Origin of the sequence: Enterobacter sp. LM3 (genome assembly GCF_046622475.1) — a bacterium.
Taxonomy (GTDB): Bacteria; Pseudomonadota; Gammaproteobacteria; order Enterobacterales; family Enterobacteriaceae; genus Enterobacter; species Enterobacter cloacae_P.
Map to the genome: position 1 here is coordinate 347909 of NZ_JBJURN010000001.1, position 18230 is coordinate 366138.

Here is an 18230-nt window from a genome sequence, read left to right on the forward strand (position 1 = left end):
AACTCTGCGCAACAGCGCAGGGATGGTGGTGACGCTGATGGACTGGGGTGCAACCCTGCTTTCTGCTCGCGTACCGATGCCTGACGGCAGCGTGCGCGAAACCCTGCTCGGCTGTGCGTCGCCAGAGCAGTACGTCAACCAGGCCGCCTTTCTTGGCGCGTCCGTGGGACGCTATGCTAACCGTATCGCGAAAAGCTGTTTTGAACTCGACGGTGTGCGCTACCCGCTTCTCCCTAGCCAGGGAGAAAATCAGCTACACGGTGGCCCGGAAGGGTTTGATAAGCGTCGCTGGCAGATTGTTCAGCAAAATGACGGTGAGGTGCTGTTCTCGCTGGATTCTCCCGATGGCGATCAGGGATTCCCCGGGGATCTCTCCGTTTTTGCACGTTTTACGCTGACTGACGATAACCGCATTGCCATTGAGTACCGTGCGACAGTCGATAAACCGTGCCCGGTCAACCTGACCAACCACGCTTACTTCAACCTGGACGGTAATCTGTGCGATGTCCGTAACCACAGGCTGCAGATACTGGCGGATGAGTACCTGCCGGTGGATGAAATGGGGATCCCACACCAGGGGCTGAAATCAGTAAACGGTAACAGCTTTGATTTCCGCAATGCGAAAACCATCGCGCAGGATTTTTTGAGCGATGACGATCAGCGCAAGGTGAAAGGCTACGACCACGCTTTCCTGCTGCAGGCAAAAGGCGATGTGAATCAGCCTGCGGCCCAGGTCTGGTCTGCGGATGAGAAGCTGCAAATGACGGTCTACACCACCGCCCCTGCCCTGCAGTTCTATTCGGGTAATTATCTTGGCGGCACAGCGGCACGGGAACATGATGAATACAGCGACTGGCAAGGTCTGGCGCTGGAAAGCGAGTTCCTGCCTGACAGCCCGAACCATCCTGAATGGTCGCAACCGGACTGCATACTGCGTCCGGGTCAAGAGTACGTTAGCGTGACGGAATACCATTTTATTCCTCACTAATCTCCAGCCCTCCCTTCGGAGGGCTTTTTTTATGTCCATCTTGCTGAAAATAGCATCGATTGCAGACAAAATAATAACCCTGGATTCACAAGCATCTTACACTCAGAGACTATTTTCGCTATGGTTAGGGTTAAGCGTTGCCGCTGGCACTGTCACGGCAATATAATGAGAATTGTTATCATTCAATAAAGCTTATGAGGAGTAAGATATGGCTGTAACTAAGCTGGTTCTGGTGCGCCACGGCGAAAGCCAGTGGAACAACGAAAACCGCTTCACCGGTTGGTATGACGTTGATCTGTCCGAGAAAGGCGTAAGCGAAGCGAAAGCAGCAGGTAAACTGCTGAAGGAAGAAGGCTTCAGCTTTGATTTTGCTTACACCTCTGTGCTGAAACGTGCCATCCACACGCTGTGGAACGTACTGGACGAGCTGGATCAGGCCTGGTTGCCGGTTGAGAAATCCTGGAAACTGAACGAACGTCACTACGGTGCGCTGCAGGGTCTGAACAAAGCAGAAACCGCTGAGAAATACGGTGACGAGCAGGTTAAACAGTGGCGTCGCGGCTTCGCGATCACCCCACCAGAACTGACCAAAGACGACGAACGCTTCCCGGGCCACGACCCGCGTTACGCGAAACTGACCGACGCTGAGCTGCCAACAACTGAAAGCCTGGCGCTGACCATCGACCGCGTTGTGCCTTACTGGAACGAAACCATTCTGCCACGTCTGAAAAGCGGTGAGCGCGTGATCATCGCCGCGCACGGTAACTCCCTGCGTGCACTGGTGAAATACCTGGACAACATGGGTGAAGACGAGATCCTCGAACTGAACATCCCAACTGGCGTACCGCTGGTATATGAGTTCGATGAAAACTTCAAACCAATCAAACACTACTACCTGGGTAACGCTGATGAAATCGCTGCTAAAGCGGCGGCAGTAGCGAACCAGGGTAAAGCGAAGTAATTTTCGCAAGACATAAAAAAAGCGTGGAGCAATCCACGCTTTTTTATTTGCGCTGTCAGAATCAGCCGCGACGTGCTTTTACCGCGTTCGCCAGCTGGCGCAGGATGGTGTCGGTATCTTCCCAGCCGATGCATGCATCGGTGACGCTCTTACCGTAAACCAACGGCTCGCTGCCTTCCAGATTCTGGTTACCTTCAACCAGATGGCTTTCAATCATCACCCCAATCACCGCTTTTTCACCCCCGGCGATCTGCTGGCAAACATCTTCACCCACTTCCATCTGCTTTTTAAACTGCTTGCTGGAGTTGGCATGGCTGAAGTCGATCATCACCTGCGGTGACAGACCTGCTTTTTCCAGCCCGACTTTCACTTCAGCCACATGTTTTGCACTGTAGTTCGGCTCTTTACCACCGCGCAGAATAATATGACAGTCGCCGTTACCGCTGGTGTTCACGATGGCAGAGTGGCCCCATTTGGTCACGGACAGGAAGCAGTGCGGTGCCCCGGCAGCATTGATGGCGTCAATGGCTACCTTGATGGTGCCGTCGGTACCGTTTTTAAAACCAACCGGGCAAGAGAGGCCAGACGCCAGCTCGCGGTGAACCTGAGATTCCGTGGTACGCGCACCGATTGCGCCCCAGCTCATCAGGTCGGCCAGGTATTGTGGCGTAATCATATCCAGAAACTCTCCGGCCGCGGGCAGACCGCTGTCGTTGATTTCCAGCAGCAGTTTGCGTGCAATGCGCAGACCGTCGTTAATCTGGAAGCTGTTATCCATGTGCGGATCGTTAATCAGCCCTTTCCAGCCCACCGTGGTACGCGGTTTTTCAAAATAAACGCGCATCACAATTTCCAGCTCGCCTTTTAGCTCTTCACGCAGCGAGATCAATCTGGCTGCGTACTCTTTTGCCGCGGCAGGATCGTGAATAGAGCACGGGCCAATCACCACTAACAGACGATCGTCATTGCCGCGCAGGATCTTGTGGATCGCTTTACGGGCGTGAGACACCGTGTTTGCAGCATTTTCCGTGGCGGGGAATTTTTCAAGGAGTGCGACTGGAGGCAATAACTCATTGATCTCTTTAATGCGTAAATCGTCGTTCTGGTAATTCATCTTCTGTCCGGGCTCTGCCATATTTTGAGTAATGAAAGCAATCCCTTCAATCTATCTCGTCAGCCTGGAAGTGTAAACCGCCTTTTACACCCTCTCCGGCCATTACGCGTAACATAGCGAAAAAGAGGTTTGTGTAACACATTAAAAATTCTACACTTAGCCTAAAAAGAAACGAGGAAAATAGATATGGCGCATTCTCACTCGCACGCCTCCGGGGATGAAAATGCTAAACGCCTGATGCTCGCCTTCGGGGTAACCGCGGTCTTTATGGTTGTCGAAGTGATCGGTGGGATTATCTCTGGCTCATTGGCCTTGCTGGCTGACGCCGGGCACATGCTCACCGATGCCGCAGCCCTGTTCTTCGCTCTGCTGGCCGTTAAGTTCGCCCGTCGCCCGCCCAATGCCCGCCATACGTTTGGCTGGCTCCGGCTTACAACCCTTGCTGCCTTTGTTAACGCGATTGCACTGGTTGTGATCACTATTTTTATTGTCTGGGAGGCCTTCCAGCGTTTCAGGCACCCACAGCCAATTGCCGGGATGACAATGATGGTCATTGCCGTAGCAGGGCTGCTTGCCAATATTCTGGCATTCTGGATTTTGCACCGTGGCAGCGGTGAAAAAAACCTGAACGTCAGGGCGGCGGCGCTGCATGTGCTGGGTGATTTACTCGGTTCTGTCGGGGCAATAGTCGCTGCGCTGGTGATCCTCTATACCGGCTGGACACCCGTCGACCCTATTCTTTCGGTACTGGTATCCTGCCTGGTTCTGCGCAGTGCCTGGCGGTTACTGAAGGAGAGCGTCAATGAGTTACTGGAGGGCGCACCCACTTCAGTGAATATTATCGAGCTAAAACGCAATCTGCGCCGTTCAATCCATGAAGTGAGAAACGTCCACCACGTTCACGTCTGGCTGGTGGGTGAGAAACCTGTCATGACCTTGCACGTTCAGGTCATCCCACCTCATGATCATGATGCGCTGCTTGAACGCATCCATCACTTTCTGGAACATCACTATGAGATTGGCCACGCCACTATCCAGATGGAGTACCAGCCCTGTAACGGACCAGACTGTCATCTGAACGAAGCACAGCCCGGCCATTCACATCACCACCACTAGCTGGAAAGCGCGTGAGAACCCCGCTCACGCGCGCTGTTAATCCACATGCGGCTACCGTTCAGGGCAATGAACGTCAGAAGCAAGTACTCCAGTGACATCGCATAGACCCCCTGCAGGGCAAAGATCACCACGCTAATGACGTTGATGATGACCCACAGCAACCAGTTTTCAACGTATTTACGGGTCATCAGGATCATCGCAGCAATCGACAACACCATCATGGAGGAATCCCAGAACGGGAAGGCATCTGGTTGCAGCACCGGCATCGTGACGTTCAACCCTATACCGGACATGACAGACACCGCGACCCGGGTCAGGAAAGCAAATACCGGGTTGATATAGACAGTCATTAAACCAATGGCGACAACGCAGGCGACAAGCCAGGCGATGGCTTTTGGCAGAGGTAACCAGCGGATCTGCAGCTCTGCCTCCTGCTGACTGTTCTGCCGGGACCATGCGTACCAGCCGTAAATATTCGCCGCGAAGAAGAACAGCTGTAAAAGCAGGCTGGCATATAGCTGGATCTGGAAGAAGATGATGGCAAAGAGCGTGACGTTAATTAACCCGAATGCGTAATTGCTGATCTTCTCAAGGCTTGCCAGCCAGATACAGAGTAACCCGGCCAGCGTGCCAACGGCCTCAATCCATGACAGGTCATAGCCACCCGCACCAATCGGTATATGAACCAGAATGTTCTGTGTGCTAAAAAAATCCATCTTTTCCCCGGGGCCTGTTGAATTAAGTACGTAGTGTAGCCGCAAAATCCAGCATGCGGTTAAGCGGAATTAACGCACCTTCACGCAGGGCGGCATCCACATGGATTTCATGTGCTGCACCACCGGTTTCTAACCCTTCGGCAATCGCTTTCAGGCCATTCATCGCCATCCACGGGCAGTGAGCACAACTGCGGCACGTCGCCCCTTCACCCGCCGTAGGCGCTTCAAGCAGCTCTTTTTCCGGCACGGCCTGCTGCATCTTGTAGAAGATACCGCGATCGGTCGCCACGATAAGCTGCTTATGCGGCAATGTTTTCGCGGCGTTGATTAACTGGCTGGTTGATCCAACGGCATCCGCCATATCGACAATTGATTGTGGCGATTCCGGGTGAACAAGGATGGCCGCTTCCGGGTAGAGCGCCTTCATGCGCGTCAGCGCCTGTGTCTTGAATTCGTCATGCACAATACAGGCACCCTGCCAGCAGAGAACGTCTGCGCCGGTTTGCTTCTGGACATAGCTTCCAAGATGCCGGTCTGGTGCCCAGATGATTTTCTCGCCCAGGCTGTCCAGATGCTCAATCAGCTCAACGGCAATACTGGACGTCACCACCCAGTCTGCACGCGCTTTTACCGCTGCAGATGTATTGGCATAGACCACAACAGTACGGTCAGGATGGGCATCGCAGAAGGCGGTAAACGCGTCAATCGGGCAGCCGAGATCAAGTGAACATTCAGCATTAAGCGTCGGCATCAGAATGGTTTTTTCAGGGCTGAGTATTTTTGCCGTTTCGCCCATAAAACGAACGCCCGCCACCAGTAGCGTGGACGCGGGATGTTTTGCACCAAAGCGTGCCATCTCCAGAGAGTCGGAAATGCACCCCCCGGTCTCTTCCGCCAGTTGCTGGATTTCCGGGTCAGTGTAGTAATGTGCCACCATCACGGCATCTCGCTCCTTGAGAAGACGTTTGATCTTCTCACGGTAGAACTGCTTTTCATCCACGGTTAGTGGGACAGGTTTTGGCGGGAAGGGATAGATTGCAGCTTCTGGATCAAACATCACACTCATTATGGCATCTCGTTTTACTGGCTTAACAATATTGCCTTTCTTTTGCATGACATAGCAAAACCGACGGCAATTGTGTTTTGTATACTAAACAAGATAGCGGATATGAGGTGAAAAGTCACCGGAAATAGGTGCGATGAGCATTTGTCGGGTAGCCGCTTTGCCTGACCTGGAAGGTAAAAAAATAAAATTAAACGTACTGATCGACCGTTGGGGAATGCCTTACGACACTCCCCCTCTGATATTAACGCGGACGGTGCAGAGCACCGTGCTGAACGACCTTACCAGAACCTACCAGGCTGTATGATACAGTTCGATAATATCGTTGAAACTCGCTTCCCGTGGGTTACCGCCGGTACATACATCATTAAACGCCGCCTGTGCCAGCCCCAAAATGTCCTCTTTACGTACCCCTACGTCACGCAGGTGGAGGGGAATACCCACGTCACGATTGAGCGCAAAGACGGCATTAACCGCCGCATTACGTGCATCAACAAGGGTCAGGCCTTCCACCTTCACGCCCATCGCTCGCGCAATTTCGCGGAACTTATCGCCAGTATATTCGGCATTGTAGCGCATGACATGCGGCAACAATATGGCATTCGCCACGCCGTGCGGGGTGTTATAGAATGCCCCCAGCGGGTGCGCCATGCCATGAACCAGCCCCAATCCAACGTTGGAAAAACCCATCCCGGCAACATACTGACCTAGCGCCATTGCCTCTCCGGCATCCCGTTCACCCGCCACTGAATCGCGCAGCGCCCCGGCAATAATCTCAATGGCCTTGATGTGCAACGCATCTGTTAAGGCCCACGCACCACGGGTGGTATAGCCTTCAATCGCATGGGTCAGCGCATCCACACCGGTTGCCGCTTTCAGCGACGGCGGCATTCCGTCCATCATGTCGGCATCGATAAAAGCGACCTGCGGAATGTCATGTGGATCGACGCAAACAAATTTACGCCGCTTCTCTTCATCAGTGATCACATAGTTAATGGTCACTTCCGCCGCCGTTCCCGCCGTGGTGGGAATTGCCAGAACGGGAACGCTGGGTTTACGCGTTGGCGACAGTCCTTCCAGACTGCGAACATCCGCAAACTCCGGGTTATTGCTGATAATACCAATCGCCTTACAGGTATCCTGCGGCGACCCGCCACCGATGGCGATAAGATAATCTGCGCCGCTGTGCTGAAAAACCTCCAGCCCCTCTTTCACGATACCGATCGTCGGATTAGGAAGCACCCCAGAGTAGATATCCCAGACCAGGCCCACCTCGTCCATTTTATCCGTAACCTTCGCTACCACGCCGCACTGCACCAGCGTTTTATCAGTGATAATCAGCGCTTTATGGTAGCCCCTGCGTTTTACTTCATCGCAAAGTGCCGCTACCGCACCCCGGCCAAACCAGGCCGTTTCATTCAGAATCATTCTGTTCGCCATTGCCGTTCTCCTGTTCGCGTTGCGATATCACTCTTCAATACGCAGCCCATAGGTTTTGAATTTTTCCAGCACGATGGCGATAGCCTCATCATCAAGCACCGGCACCGGATCGGTAATCGCCAGCGTACTAAGATAAAGCTGAGCCAGTACCTCAACCTCATGCGCCAGCCACAGCGCCTTTTCCAGATTTTCTTCGCAGGCGATTAAACCGTGATGCTGCAACAACGTCGCTTTGCGGTTCCTGAGGACGACGGCCACATATTCTGACAGCTCGCGCGTGCCAAACGTGGCATACGGCGCACAGGGAATAGAATTGCCCCCGGCGGCGGCAATCATGTAATGAATAGCCGGGATAGCACGATTCAGGATAGACACGGCAGTACAGTGCACCGCATGGTTATGCACCACCGCATTGGCATCCGGGCGCGTCTGGTAGGCAGTCATATGGAAACGCCACTCACTGGACGGCAGTTTTCCCTGCTCATGCTGACCATCGGCATCAATATAAACGATGTGTGACTCGGTCAGTTTTTCATAGGGAATACCCGTTGGTGTGATCAGCATCCCCCCCTGATAGCGCACGCTAACGTTGCCAGCTGTTCCCTGATTCAGACCCAGTCGGGTCATCTCCAGGCAGGTATCAATAATCTGCCGAGCCAGTGTATTTCGTTCCATTTGTTACCTCTCTTGATGATTCAATAACACCAACAGAACAACTCATCTTGTTCTGTTGAATTAATCGCTAATCGTGTATTTGCTCACTATTTTCATATTGAATAATCTTAAAGAAATTTTTGTAACTTTATTTTGTGATCATCATCAATTAATTACAGATAATCACTCTTCATCCGCCTGATTCATTTCATGAAAAATGACCGCTCTTAATAATATTTAACGAAACGGGCATTTTATCTGTTCACCTGTGGAAAATGCCCGTTTTCGCAGCAATAAATTAAATCGGGCATCCTCTTTGTTGTTTTTAATATTTATTTACTCAAACGGGCATTGTTTTTCATAAATTAAAGTGACAGCAATCACATAAAAATACCGCTTTGTCGTTAAGTGTGACCGCCATCATATTAAATGACCTTTTTTACTCGAAAATGAATTCATGAGTTCATTCCGACCGCCAGATTTAGGCGAGTAAGAAAAAAGAACTCTTCTTTTTTTACGGTCTGATAAGCAAGAATGGCCACACTCTGACGCTTCTGAACCAACGAGGATGTTATGGGAAACACAACAATACAAACGCAGAGTTTTCGTACGGAAAATACCGGACAAGCCCAGCGTTACATTATTCCTTTTGCGTTACTTTGCTCACTATTTTTTCTTTGGGCAGTCGCTAATAACCTGAATGACATTTTATTACCCCAGTTTCAGCAAGCCTTTACCCTGACTAACTTTCAGGCAGGTCTGATTCAATCCGCATTTTATTTCGGCTACTTCGTCATTCCTGTGCCAGCAGGAATACTGATGAAAAAGATGAGCTATAAAGCAGGTATTATTACCGGGTTATTCTTATATGCTTTTGGTGCTGCATTATTCTGGCCTGCCGCAGAAGTCATGAACTATACCCTGTTCCTGATCGGTCTTTTTATTATCGCTGCAGGATTAGGCTGTCTTGAAACCGCTGCCAATCCGTTTGTAACCGTATTAGGCCCTGAGAGTGGTGGTCATTTCCGTCTTAATCTGGCACAAACATTTAACTCCTTTGGCGCTATTATCGCTGTCGTATTTGGACAAAGTCTTATTTTGTCTAACGTGCCACATCAATCTCAGGATGTGCTCGATAAAATGACGCCAGAACAACTGAGCACCTATAAGCACAGTCTGGTGCTATCCGTACAAACGCCTTACATGATCATCGTGGCAATTGTATTGCTGGTCGCCCTGCTGATTATGTTGACTAAATTCCCGACCCTACAGAGTGACGATCATACCGACAGCACACAGAGCTCATTCGCCTCATCCCTTTCTCGTCTGGTGCGCATCCGCCACTGGCGCTGGGCGGTGCTGGCACAGTTCTGCTACGTCGGCGCACAAACCGCCTGCTGGAGCTATCTGATTCGCTACGCCATTGAAGAGATCCCTGGCATGACGCCTGGGTTCGCCGCCAACTACCTGACCGGCACCATGGTGTGCTTCTTTATCGGTCGCTTTACCGGTACCTGGCTTATCCGCCGCTTCGCACCGCATAAAGTGCTGGCAGCCTATGCTCTGCTCGCCATGCTGCTATGCCTGATTTCTGCCTTCACAGGCGGCCATTTCGGCCTGCTGGCGCTGACGCTGTGCAGCACGTTCATGTCGATTCAGTACCCGACCATCTTCTCTTTAGGGATCAAGAATCTGGGTCAGGACACCAAATACGGCTCGTCCTTCATCGTCATGACGATTATCGGCGGCGGCATTGTGACGCCCGTCATGGGCTTCGTCAGCGATGCCGCAGGCAATATTCCAGCAGCCGAGCTGGTTCCAGCCGTATGCTTTGCCGTCATCTTCATCTTTGCCCGTTTCCGTTCGCAGACGGCAACAAATTGAACATTTTTCCGAATAACGTGAGGATTCTGTAATGAAAAAAATCAGCTTACCGAAAATTGGTATTCGTCCGGTGATTGATGGTCGTCGTATGGGGGTTCGTGAGTCGCTGGAAGAGCAGACCATGAACATGGCGAAGGCTACCGCCGCGCTGCTCACCGAAAAGCTTCGTCACGCCAGCGGCGCGCAAGTTGAATGCGTCATCGCCGATAGCTGTATTGCCGGGATGGCCGAATCAGCCTCCTGTGAAGAAAAATTCAGCAGCCAGAACGTCGGTGTGACCATCACCGTGACACCATGCTGGTGCTACGGTAGCGAAACGATCGATATGGATCCGATGCGCCCGAAAGCCATCTGGGGCTTTAACGGAACCGAACGTCCGGGTGCCGTTTATCTCGCCGCCGCGCTGGCCGCGCACAGCCAGAAAGGCATTCCAGCCTTCTCTATCTATGGTCATGATGTACAGGACGCTGACGACACCTCAATTCCTGCTGACGTTGAAGAAAAACTGCTGCGCTTTGCGCGTGCTGGTTTAGCCGTCGCCAGCATGAAGGGGAAGAGCTATCTCTCCGTTGGCGGCGTTTCAATGGGGATTGCCGGTTCCATCGTCGACCACAACTTCTTCGAATCCTGGCTGGGCATGAAGGTACAAGCGGTCGATATGACCGAGCTGCGCCGCCGTATTGACCAGAAAATCTACGATGAAACCGAGCTGGAAATGGCGCTGGCGTGGGCGGACCAAAACTTCCGCTACGGCGAAGACCAGAACGCTCAGCAGTATAAGCGCAATGAAGCGCAGAGCCGTGAGGTGCTGAAAGAGAGCCTGCTGATGGCGATGTGTATTCGCGACATGATGCAGGGTAATCAAAAGCTGGCGGAAAAAGGGCTGGTTGAAGAGTCCCTGGGCTACAACGCCATTGCGGCAGGCTTCCAGGGTCAGCGCCACTGGACCGATCAATACCCTAATGGCGATACTGCTGAAGCGCTGCTCAACAGCTCCTTTGACTGGAACGGCGTGCGTGAACCCTTTATCGTCGCAACCGAAAACGACAGTCTCAACGGCGTGGCGATGCTGATGGGCCACCAGTTGACCGGCACCGCGCAGGTGTTCGCCGACGTGCGCACCTACTGGTCTCCGGAAGCGGTAGAACGCGTGACCGGGCAACCACTCAGTGGGCTGGCCGAACACGGTATTATCCACCTGATTAACTCCGGCTCTGCGGCACTGGACGGCTCGTGCAAACAGCGCGGCAGCGATGGTAAACCAACGATGAAGCCACACTGGGAAATCAGCCAGCAGGAGGCTGATGCCTGCCTGGCAGCCACCGAATGGTGCCCGGCGATCCACGAATACTTCCGCGGCGGCGGCTTTTCCTCCCGCTTCCTGACCGAAGGCGGCGTGCCATTCACCATGACCCGCGTGAATATCATTAAAGGCCTTGGTCCGGTGCTGCAGATTGCAGAAGGATGGAGCATAGAATTACCGAAAGAGATGCACGACCAGCTCGACGCCCGTACCAACTCAACCTGGCCGACGACCTGGTTTGCACCGCGGTTGACCGGTAAAGGGCCATTTACCGATGTTTATTCCGTGATGGCTAACTGGGGGGCAAACCACGGCGTACTGACCATCGGCCACGTCGGCTCCGACTTCATCACCCTGTCATCAATGCTACGTATTCCGGTCTGCATGCATAACGTGGAAGAATCGAAGGTTTATCGCCCTTCCTCCTGGGCCGCGCACGGAATGGATAGCGAAGGTCAGGATTACCGCGCCTGCCAAAACTACGGTCCACTGTACAAACGTTAATCCCGACGTCTTTGCCCGGGAGCGCAAGCTTACCGGGCCGACAAAATACCGAATAGTAGGCCGGATAAGCGCAGCGTTATCCGGCAACGTTTCAGGAGTTGTTATGAAACAAGATGTTATTCTGGTTCTCGACTGTGGTGCGACCAACATCCGGGCCATTGCCGTTGACCGTCATGGCAAAATTGTCGCCCGCGCCGCCACGGCAAATGCCAGCGAAATCGCCGTAGAGAATAGCGCCTGGCATCAGTGGTCTCTGGATGCCATTATGCAGCGCTTCGCAGACTGCTGCCGAACGCTGACGACGGAACTGGCAAACTGTCGCATTCGCGGCGTAACGGTGACCACTTTCGGCGTCGACGGCGCACTGGTCGATGAGCGCGGCAAGCTGCTCTACCCGATCATCAGCTGGAAATGTCCACGCACTGCCGAAGTGATGAAAAATATCGACCGATTGCTGTCACCTCAGCGGCTTCAGGACATTTCCGGTGTCGGTGCATTTGGCTTCAACACCCTCTATAAGCTAGTGTGGCTAAAAGAAAATCATCCACAGCTGTTGGAACAGGCACATGCCTGGCTGTTTATTTCTTCGCTGATTAACCACCGCCTGACCGGGGAATTCACCACCGACATGACTATGGCGGGAACCAGCCAGATGCTGGATATTCAGCGGCGTGATTTCAGCGGCGAAATTTTGCAGGCTGCCGGTTTGACGCGCCGACTGTTTCCACGTCTGGTCGAAGCTGGCGAGCTAATCGGGGCGTTACAACCAGAGGCTGCCCGTCTGCTTGGCCTCCCCACCGGGATCCCGGTCATTTCAGCCGGACACGATACCCAGTTTGCCCTATTTGGTGCAGGTGCCAGACAGGATGAACCCGTGCTCTCATCCGGGACGTGGGAGATCCTGATGGTACGCAGCGCGCAGGTCGATACACCGCTGCTCAGCCACTACGCTGGTTCAACGTGCGAGCTGGACAGCCAGCCTGACCTGTATAACCCCGGCATGCAGTGGCTGGCATCAGGTGTGCTCGAATGGGTGCGCAAACTACTGTGGACGGAAGAGACGCCCTGGCAAACGCTGATTGAAGCTGCTCGCCTCATTCCCGAAGGGGCCGAGGGCGTGAAAATGCACTGCGATCTCCTCGCCTGCCAGAATGCAGGCTGGCAGGGCGTCACGCTCAACACCACGCGAGGCCACTTTTATCGTGCTGCTCTGGAAGGTCTCACCAGACAGCTGGCGCAGAATCTGCGTACGCTGGAGGCAATCGGCCACTTCAACACGACCGAACTGCTGCTGGTCGGCGGCGGTAGCCGCAACACGCTGTGGAACCAGATAAAAGCCAATATGCTCGATATTCCCATCAAGGTACTCGACGACGCCGAAACCACAGTGGCTGGCGCAGCTATGTTTGGCTGGTACGGCATTGGCGAATTTACCAGCCCGGAACAGGCCAGAGCGCAGGTGAACTATCAGTACCGCTACTTCTATCCACAAACTGAACCCGAACTGATTGAGGGCGTTTGAGATGCTAAAAACGATTTCACCATTGATTTCCCCAGAACTGCTGAAAGTGTTGGCCGGGATGGGCCACGGCGATGAGATTATTTTTTCTGATGCCCACTTCCCCGCTCACAGCATGGGACCGCAGGTTATTCGCGCTGATGGGCTGAAGGTCAGTGACCTGCTGCAGGCAATCATTCCGCTGTTTGAACTCGACTGCTACGCGCCGCCGCTGGTGATGATGGCCGCAGTAGAGGGTGATTCCCTCGACCCCACCGTCGAAGCTCGCTATCGCGATGCGCTTTCTCTGCAATCCCCTTGCCCGGAGATCATCCGCATTGACCGCTACGCGTTTTACGAACGCGCGCGAAAAACCTTTGCGATCGTTATCACAGGTGAGTGTGCTAAGTACGGGAATATTCTTTTAAAAAAAGGAGTGACGCCATAATCTCATGCTGGTGCGCTCGCCTGACGCGGGCGCGTATCGAATGATGGGGCGAGAAAAGATGAAAGCGGCACGCCAGCAAGCGATAGTAAACCTGCTGATCCAGCATAAAAGCCTGACGACGGAAGCCTTAGCCGCCCAGCTTCACGTCAGCAAAGAGACCATTCGCCGCGATCTCAGCGAACTACAGATTCAGGGGAAAGTTCTGCGCAACCACGGCCGGGCTAAATACATTCATCGGGAAAACCAGGACTGTGGTGACCCTTTCCATATGCGTCTAAAGAGCCACTTTGCACATAAAGCCGATATCGCCAGAGAAGCGCTGGCCTGGATCGATGCCGGGATGGTCATAGCCTTAGACGCCAGTTCGACCTGCTGGTATCTGGCACGGCAGTTGCCGGACATCGATCTTCAGGTTTTTACCAACAGCCACCCAATCTGCCTGGAGTTGGGTAAACGTGAACAGATTCAGCTCATCAGTTCCGGCGGTAAGCTCGAACGTAAATACGGTTGCTACGTCAATCCCTCGCTGATTTCACAGCTCAAGTCGCTGGAGATCGACCTGTTTATTTTTTCCTGCGAAGGGATAGACAGCCACGGAGGGTTGTGGGATTCCAATATGGTCAATGCCAGCTTCAAATCGCTGCTGCTTAAGTACGCATCTCAGTCTTTATTGCTGGTTGATAAAAGTAAGTTTAATCGTTCGGGGGAGGCTCGTTTTGGACATCTGGATGAAGTGACACATATTGTGTCTGATACAAAGCTGTTTAACATAGGGAGTTAAGGGCTCAGACCTGCCGCAGGTTCGAATCATCTATATCGCAGATAGCAAAAAAGCGCCTTTAGGGCGCTTTTTTACATTGGTGGGTCGTGCAGGATTCTGGTTTAAATCCTAATCCTTTGAAAAGAAAGAAAAACACACAACCAACTCGCTTACTGTGGGCCTAAGTATAGGCCCATTTTTGAAAGCTACAAACAATAGTCTGATTCATATGGTTTAACCGCGTAATTTTTAGACGTTGAGAGTATTGCTGACATACATAGGGACATAATGCCAATTTGCCTGCATCAGCATAGCTCAACACAAATTGTCGCCCTACCATCTTCGCACTTTTGTTTGCTGCGACAGTGATGCTAAGGTACTGGCGTATTACTCGCTGGCGTCCAGCACTGTAACCACTAATACCGCACCGGGTCGCTTTCGCCGCAACATGCCTGATCCCATCCCGGTTGTGGTGCTGGGACGTCTGGCGGTGGATCAATCATTGCGAGGGCAGGGTATTGGACGGGCGCTAGTGCGCGATGCCGGGCTGCGGGTGATGCAGGTGGCTGACACTATCGGTATTCGCGGAATGCTGGTTCATGCGCTGCCTGATGAGGCGCGGGCGTTTTACCTGAAAGTGGGTTTTGAGCTGTCGCCGATGGATTCGATGATGCTGATGGTGACGCCGGGAGATCTTAATAAGTGTGGCTAAATCTTCTTTTAACAGTTTCCTGAATGATTATTCATAAGGAAGATGCCATAAGATAGATGTCACAGATAAAAATAAACAGCGAAGCAAGTATCATATTTCCTATTGAGTTTTTTGTTCCCTGGAGTATGATAAAGCAAAATAAATGGAGGTTGTTATGTGCGAAAGTATATTAAGAAACTCCTCTCTTGATAATAATGAGACTATCCTGAGAAATAGCCATCATCTGTCTGTAGAACTACCGTCCCCCCCCAATCCGACACCGAGTTATTCAGGTCGCTAACTCCCGGAGAGATAAAACTGGCGCAGACTGTCTTTCAGAATATTATCGACTATGACAGAGTAAAGATATACTGTCATAGCAGTCAATCCCGAACACAACCCAGAATTATCACTACCACTAAAAATGGGATCGTGCTTTTAAGCGTGAATGAATACCGACCTGATTTTTCTGGTGATTATACAAGTCATCATGATTCTGTAAAATATCCTCATTTGTTTATCTTCGCGATGTCTTTTGTCTGGCAGTATTTCAGATATGATTCTTCTTTTTGTGACCCATATGCATCATCAATCTGGTGTAATTATAAATTAGATGAACCATCATTCATCTTTTACACTATGGAACAACAAGCCTCAATTATTGCCGATTACTGGCTGTTAAACAAATATGGTATGACGGAATATGAGGAGTTGAGTACTTATCGTGAGTATGACAGATTTCAAATAAACCCAAAGATGGGTTTATTGATGGAATATGAGTCCGTACTAAATGCACATATTCGACACTCAAAATTATAACATAGCAGTAAGTATTATAAAGTGTATATAATATTTCTGCCCATTATATCGCAGTATTTCAACGCCAGATAATGCGTCATTAAATTTTTAAAAATCATTTTTTTGTAAGTAAAGCAGCACATATTTATGTGCAAGTTCATTCGCTTTAGCTAATTCGTTAACGCTCATTTTTTTAGAAATTTCAGCTTGCTGTTGTTCCGCTGATAATTTGCCATTGGCAAATGCAACTGCATACCAGGCGTATGATTCAACATAATCCCTCAGCGGTTCTGTGCTATGTGAATATACAATGCCTAAGTTGTTTTGGGCTTCAACACATTCTTGTTGAGCCGAGGATATTAATAATTTCATTGCTTTTATCTCATTATGTTTAAGTCCGCCTTCTCCTCTGAAATATAATATCGAAAGTTCATTCCTGGCTTCGCAGGAACCAGCCTTTTCTGCTTTCTCATACCAAAATACAGCTTGTCTTTTATTTTGTGGGACACCAACTGCATAATTATATATATAGCCTAAATTATTCATAGCTAAAGCATCATTATCTTTTGCTGCTTTTTCAAACCACATTTTTGCAAGTGGATAATTTTGTGCCACCCCCTGCCCATGTAAATAAAGCATGCCAATGTTGACCTGAGCATGCGTATACCCCTGGTTTGCCGATTTTAGATACCATTCTTCTGCATTAACAAATGACTGAGGAACTCCTCTGCCTAATGAATATAAACGGCCCAGATTATATTGAGCTACAGCCAGTCCTTGCACTGCTGCTTTGCGATACCATTCTCCAGCTTTTTCATAACTTTGAGAGATTCCTTTTCCATTATAATACATTAAACCAAGGTTATATTGTGCAATGTTAAAACCTTGCTCTGCTGCTTTGCGGTACCAAATAATTGCCTGTGTATAATCCTGTGCAACCCCCTTGCCATGTTCATATGCTTGTCCCAAATTAGACTGAGCGTGCGAATCCCCGTTTTTTGCAGCGTTAACGAGTTCTGATATTTCATTTGGATAATTTTGTGAATTCGAGTGTTTATCAAGAAATTGCCAAAAATAAACACTGATGAGAGTTATGAAAAATACAGTGGCAATGATTAAAATCGCCATTGGCGTATGTTTTTTATTTTTTATATTTGCCATTTTTTATTTTTATCCTATTCCTGTTTTGTGTTGTCTTTGTTTTTTACAGAATCAAAGGCATTGCCGGAAAATGTATCTGTTACATAATCGCCAACTGGCCCTTTGGGAACGTAAGGGAGTGTCCCCGCAGCTCCTCCAATAACCTCCTCAATGCCTGTATTTGCGGCAGCATCTATACCAGCTTGCGTATCATTCCCCTTACTCAAAAAAGAAAATCCCATCTTCATCAGTGTTTTTTCTATAAAACTTTTTCCAGCTCCGAAAGCTCCTGTCGAGCCACATAGCAATAGCTCAGATTTATCTGGAGTCTTACCATTCATATAATCAGTTGTGGCAACTGCCGCACACGAACTGGCACTACCAGCCATAATTTCTACTAATGAAAGTGTATTTTTACCATATGCTGCTAAGCTTGATACTGGTCCAGTTAACGTTGCTCCGGCTACAACAGGGGTATCTATAGCCCAAAGTTTTACGTAATCAGCACCTGGGTTCCATCCTCCGGCTCCTATAGCATGATCATGAAGGGCAGCCGGGAGATCCTGCTCTGGTACGCTGGCAGCAAGACTCTGAGTTTCTGTGCCCCAATCTACCGACCCTGAGCTTCCCAATAAATCATTTGCAGTGAAACAATCAAGTCCTAATGGATCTATATTTGCAACTGGATTAAGTGGATACGAATATGAGTTTAACCCACCTCTTAATCCAATGGGGTCCTGCGTGATATACCGCCTCTACTTCGGGTTATAGTAACGGTTCCGGTTATAGTATAACCCCGACTCATCATCGTACTGCTGCCCGGGCAGTCGGATAAGTTGCTCCAGATTATCCGGGGCTGCTTCCTGCGGCGAGCATCCCCATTCACCGGACATATTACCGTTCCGTCGGCCTTGCGATAAATTTAATATCAGGGTCTTCATCTGGATAATGAATAAGCCCATAATCTTTTGTATCAACCATAATCCCAGATGAGAAATATCCTCCTCCTATTAGCTCCTCTTTTATGAGCCAGCCTTCATATCCATCTAGAGCAATACTATTCTCATAATCACAGACAACAATCCCATCAACTCCATCAACATTTACGATGTCACCAATTTTTATATTTTTACCGCCATTTACGTATTTCAA

At 50.5% G+C, this 18230-nt stretch carries 16 protein-coding genes and 2 pseudogenes; 9 read left to right on the plus strand and 9 right to left on the minus strand.

The features are described 5' to 3' along the window. On the plus strand, positions 1-988 hold a 988-nt coding region (gene galM, locus ACJ9N4_RS01595; protein WP_411500204.1), incomplete at its 5' end, for a galactose-1-epimerase. A gap of 208 nt (positions 989-1196) precedes the next feature. Continuing rightward, entirely contained in the window at positions 1197-1949 is a 753-nt protein-coding gene (gene gpmA, locus ACJ9N4_RS01600; protein WP_182274171.1) for a 2,3-diphosphoglycerate-dependent phosphoglycerate mutase, read from the plus strand. A gap of 61 nt (positions 1950-2010) precedes the next feature. On the opposite strand, the gene aroG is transcribed toward gpmA, so the two are convergent. Further along, entirely contained in the window at positions 2011-3063 is a 1053-nt protein-coding gene (gene aroG / locus ACJ9N4_RS01605) for a 3-deoxy-7-phosphoheptulonate synthase AroG (protein WP_182274170.1), read from the minus strand. A 186-nt stretch (positions 3064-3249) separates the two neighbouring features. Here aroG and zitB point away from each other — a divergent pair, with 186 nt between their 5' ends. Next, a complete protein-coding gene (zitB, locus tag ACJ9N4_RS01610; RefSeq protein WP_182274169.1) occupies positions 3250-4179 on the plus strand; it encodes a CDF family zinc transporter ZitB in 930 nt (309 codons plus the stop codon). Here the strand turns inward: zitB and pnuC are convergent. The 4 genes from pnuC to fucA all read right to left on the minus strand — a co-directional run bounded on the left by pnuC (position 4176) and on the right by fucA (position 8073). Then, on the minus strand, positions 4176-4895 hold the full coding sequence (gene pnuC / locus ACJ9N4_RS01615; RefSeq protein WP_182274168.1) for a nicotinamide riboside transporter PnuC: 720 nt from the start codon (positions 4893-4895) through the stop codon (positions 4176-4178). The genes zitB and pnuC overlap by 4 nt on opposite strands. A 22-nt stretch (positions 4896-4917) precedes the next feature. Continuing rightward, the gene (gene nadA / locus ACJ9N4_RS01620; protein ID WP_182274167.1) at positions 4918-5961 is read right to left on the minus strand and encodes a quinolinate synthase NadA; all 1044 of its coding nucleotides are present in this window, start codon (positions 5959-5961) and stop codon (positions 4918-4920) included. 288 nt (positions 5962-6249) lie between these two features. Then, positions 6250-7398: a lactaldehyde reductase gene (gene fucO, locus ACJ9N4_RS01625; RefSeq protein WP_182919613.1), complete on the minus strand. Its 1149-nt coding sequence runs from the start codon at positions 7396-7398 to the stop codon at positions 6250-6252. 27 nt (positions 7399-7425) lie between these two features. Then, positions 7426-8073 (minus strand): L-fuculose-phosphate aldolase, encoded by a 648-nt coding sequence (gene fucA, locus ACJ9N4_RS01630; protein WP_182919612.1) that lies wholly within the window; start codon positions 8071-8073, stop codon positions 7426-7428. A gap of 552 nt (positions 8074-8625) precedes the next feature. Between fucA and fucP the strand changes: the two genes are divergently transcribed. The 6 genes and pseudogenes from fucP to ACJ9N4_RS01660 form a co-directional block, all read left to right on the plus strand. Further along, positions 8626-9936 carry an L-fucose:H+ symporter permease gene (fucP, locus tag ACJ9N4_RS01635; RefSeq protein WP_196391006.1) on the plus strand — a complete coding sequence of 437 codons (1311 nt, stop codon included), beginning with the start codon at positions 8626-8628 and terminating at the stop codon, positions 9934-9936. Between the two features lie 31 nt (positions 9937-9967). Then, positions 9968-11743, plus strand: coding sequence for an L-fucose isomerase (gene fucI, locus ACJ9N4_RS01640; RefSeq protein ID WP_182919610.1), 1776 nt, complete (start codon positions 9968-9970; stop codon positions 11741-11743). Positions 11744-11846: 103 nt separating this feature from the next. Beyond that, positions 11847-13265, plus strand: coding sequence for an L-fuculokinase (fucK, locus tag ACJ9N4_RS01645; RefSeq protein WP_182274162.1), 1419 nt, complete (start codon positions 11847-11849; stop codon positions 13263-13265). Position 13266: 1 nt separating this feature from the next. Beyond that, the gene (gene fucU, locus ACJ9N4_RS01650) at positions 13267-13689 is read left to right on the plus strand and encodes an L-fucose mutarotase (protein ID WP_182274161.1); all 423 of its coding nucleotides are present in this window, start codon (positions 13267-13269) and stop codon (positions 13687-13689) included. A gap of 58 nt (positions 13690-13747) precedes the next feature. Next, positions 13748-14470: an L-fucose operon activator gene (gene fucR / locus ACJ9N4_RS01655; protein WP_182274645.1), complete on the plus strand. Its 723-nt coding sequence runs from the start codon at positions 13748-13750 to the stop codon at positions 14468-14470. A 322-nt stretch (positions 14471-14792) separates the two neighbouring features. Next, a pseudogene (locus ACJ9N4_RS01660) lies at positions 14793-15161 on the plus strand (GNAT family N-acetyltransferase); the annotation flags it as partial. A gap of 885 nt (positions 15162-16046) precedes the next feature. Here the strand turns inward: ACJ9N4_RS01660 and ACJ9N4_RS01665 are convergent. From ACJ9N4_RS01665 to ACJ9N4_RS01680, 4 genes and pseudogenes are all read right to left on the minus strand, one after another. Next, positions 16047-17099 carry a tetratricopeptide repeat protein gene (locus ACJ9N4_RS01665; RefSeq protein ID WP_411500205.1) on the minus strand — a complete coding sequence of 351 codons (1053 nt, stop codon included), beginning with the start codon at positions 17097-17099 and terminating at the stop codon, positions 16047-16049. Positions 17100-17113: 14 nt separating this feature from the next. After that, the gene (locus ACJ9N4_RS01670) at positions 17114-17710 is read right to left on the minus strand and encodes a hypothetical protein (RefSeq protein ID WP_182920091.1); all 597 of its coding nucleotides are present in this window, start codon (positions 17708-17710) and stop codon (positions 17114-17116) included. Positions 17711-17731: 21 nt separating this feature from the next. Then, positions 17732-17926: pseudogene (locus ACJ9N4_RS01675) on the minus strand (RHS repeat-associated core domain-containing protein); the annotation flags it as partial. A 46-nt stretch (positions 17927-17972) separates the two neighbouring features. Next, positions 17973-18230, minus strand: coding sequence for a hypothetical protein (locus ACJ9N4_RS01680; protein ID WP_182919608.1), 258 nt, complete (start codon positions 18228-18230; stop codon positions 17973-17975).

What these genes read in the sequence shown, in the direction of transcription:
- fucI (WP_182919610.1), top strand. Translation starts at nt 9,968, where the DNA reads ATGAAAAAAATCAGCTTACCGAAAATTGGTATTCGTCCGGTGATTGAT.
- fucR (WP_182274645.1), top strand. Translation starts at nt 13,748, where the DNA reads ATGAAAGCGGCACGCCAGCAAGCGATAGTAAACCTGCTGATCCAGCAT.
- aroG (WP_182274170.1), bottom strand. Translation starts at nt 3,063, where the DNA reads ATGAATTACCAGAACGACGATTTACGCATTAAAGAGATCAATGAGTTA.
- gpmA (WP_182274171.1), top strand. Translation starts at nt 1,197, where the DNA reads ATGGCTGTAACTAAGCTGGTTCTGGTGCGCCACGGCGAAAGCCAGTGG.
- pnuC (WP_182274168.1), bottom strand. Translation starts at nt 4,895, where the DNA reads ATGGATTTTTTTAGCACACAGAACATTCTGGTTCATATACCGATTGGT.
- fucU (WP_182274161.1), top strand. Translation starts at nt 13,267, where the DNA reads ATGCTAAAAACGATTTCACCATTGATTTCCCCAGAACTGCTGAAAGTG.
- fucA (WP_182919612.1), bottom strand. Translation starts at nt 8,073, where the DNA reads ATGGAACGAAATACACTGGCTCGGCAGATTATTGATACCTGCCTGGAG.
- fucK (WP_182274162.1), top strand. Translation starts at nt 11,847, where the DNA reads ATGAAACAAGATGTTATTCTGGTTCTCGACTGTGGTGCGACCAACATC.
- nadA (WP_182274167.1), bottom strand. Translation starts at nt 5,961, where the DNA reads ATGAGTGTGATGTTTGATCCAGAAGCTGCAATCTATCCCTTCCCGCCA.
- fucP (WP_196391006.1), top strand. Translation starts at nt 8,626, where the DNA reads ATGGGAAACACAACAATACAAACGCAGAGTTTTCGTACGGAAAATACC.
- zitB (WP_182274169.1), top strand. Translation starts at nt 3,250, where the DNA reads ATGGCGCATTCTCACTCGCACGCCTCCGGGGATGAAAATGCTAAACGC.
- ACJ9N4_RS01665 (WP_411500205.1), bottom strand. Translation starts at nt 17,099, where the DNA reads ATGGCAAATATAAAAAATAAAAAACATACGCCAATGGCGATTTTAATC.
- fucO (WP_182919613.1), bottom strand. Translation starts at nt 7,398, where the DNA reads ATGGCGAACAGAATGATTCTGAATGAAACGGCCTGGTTTGGCCGGGGT.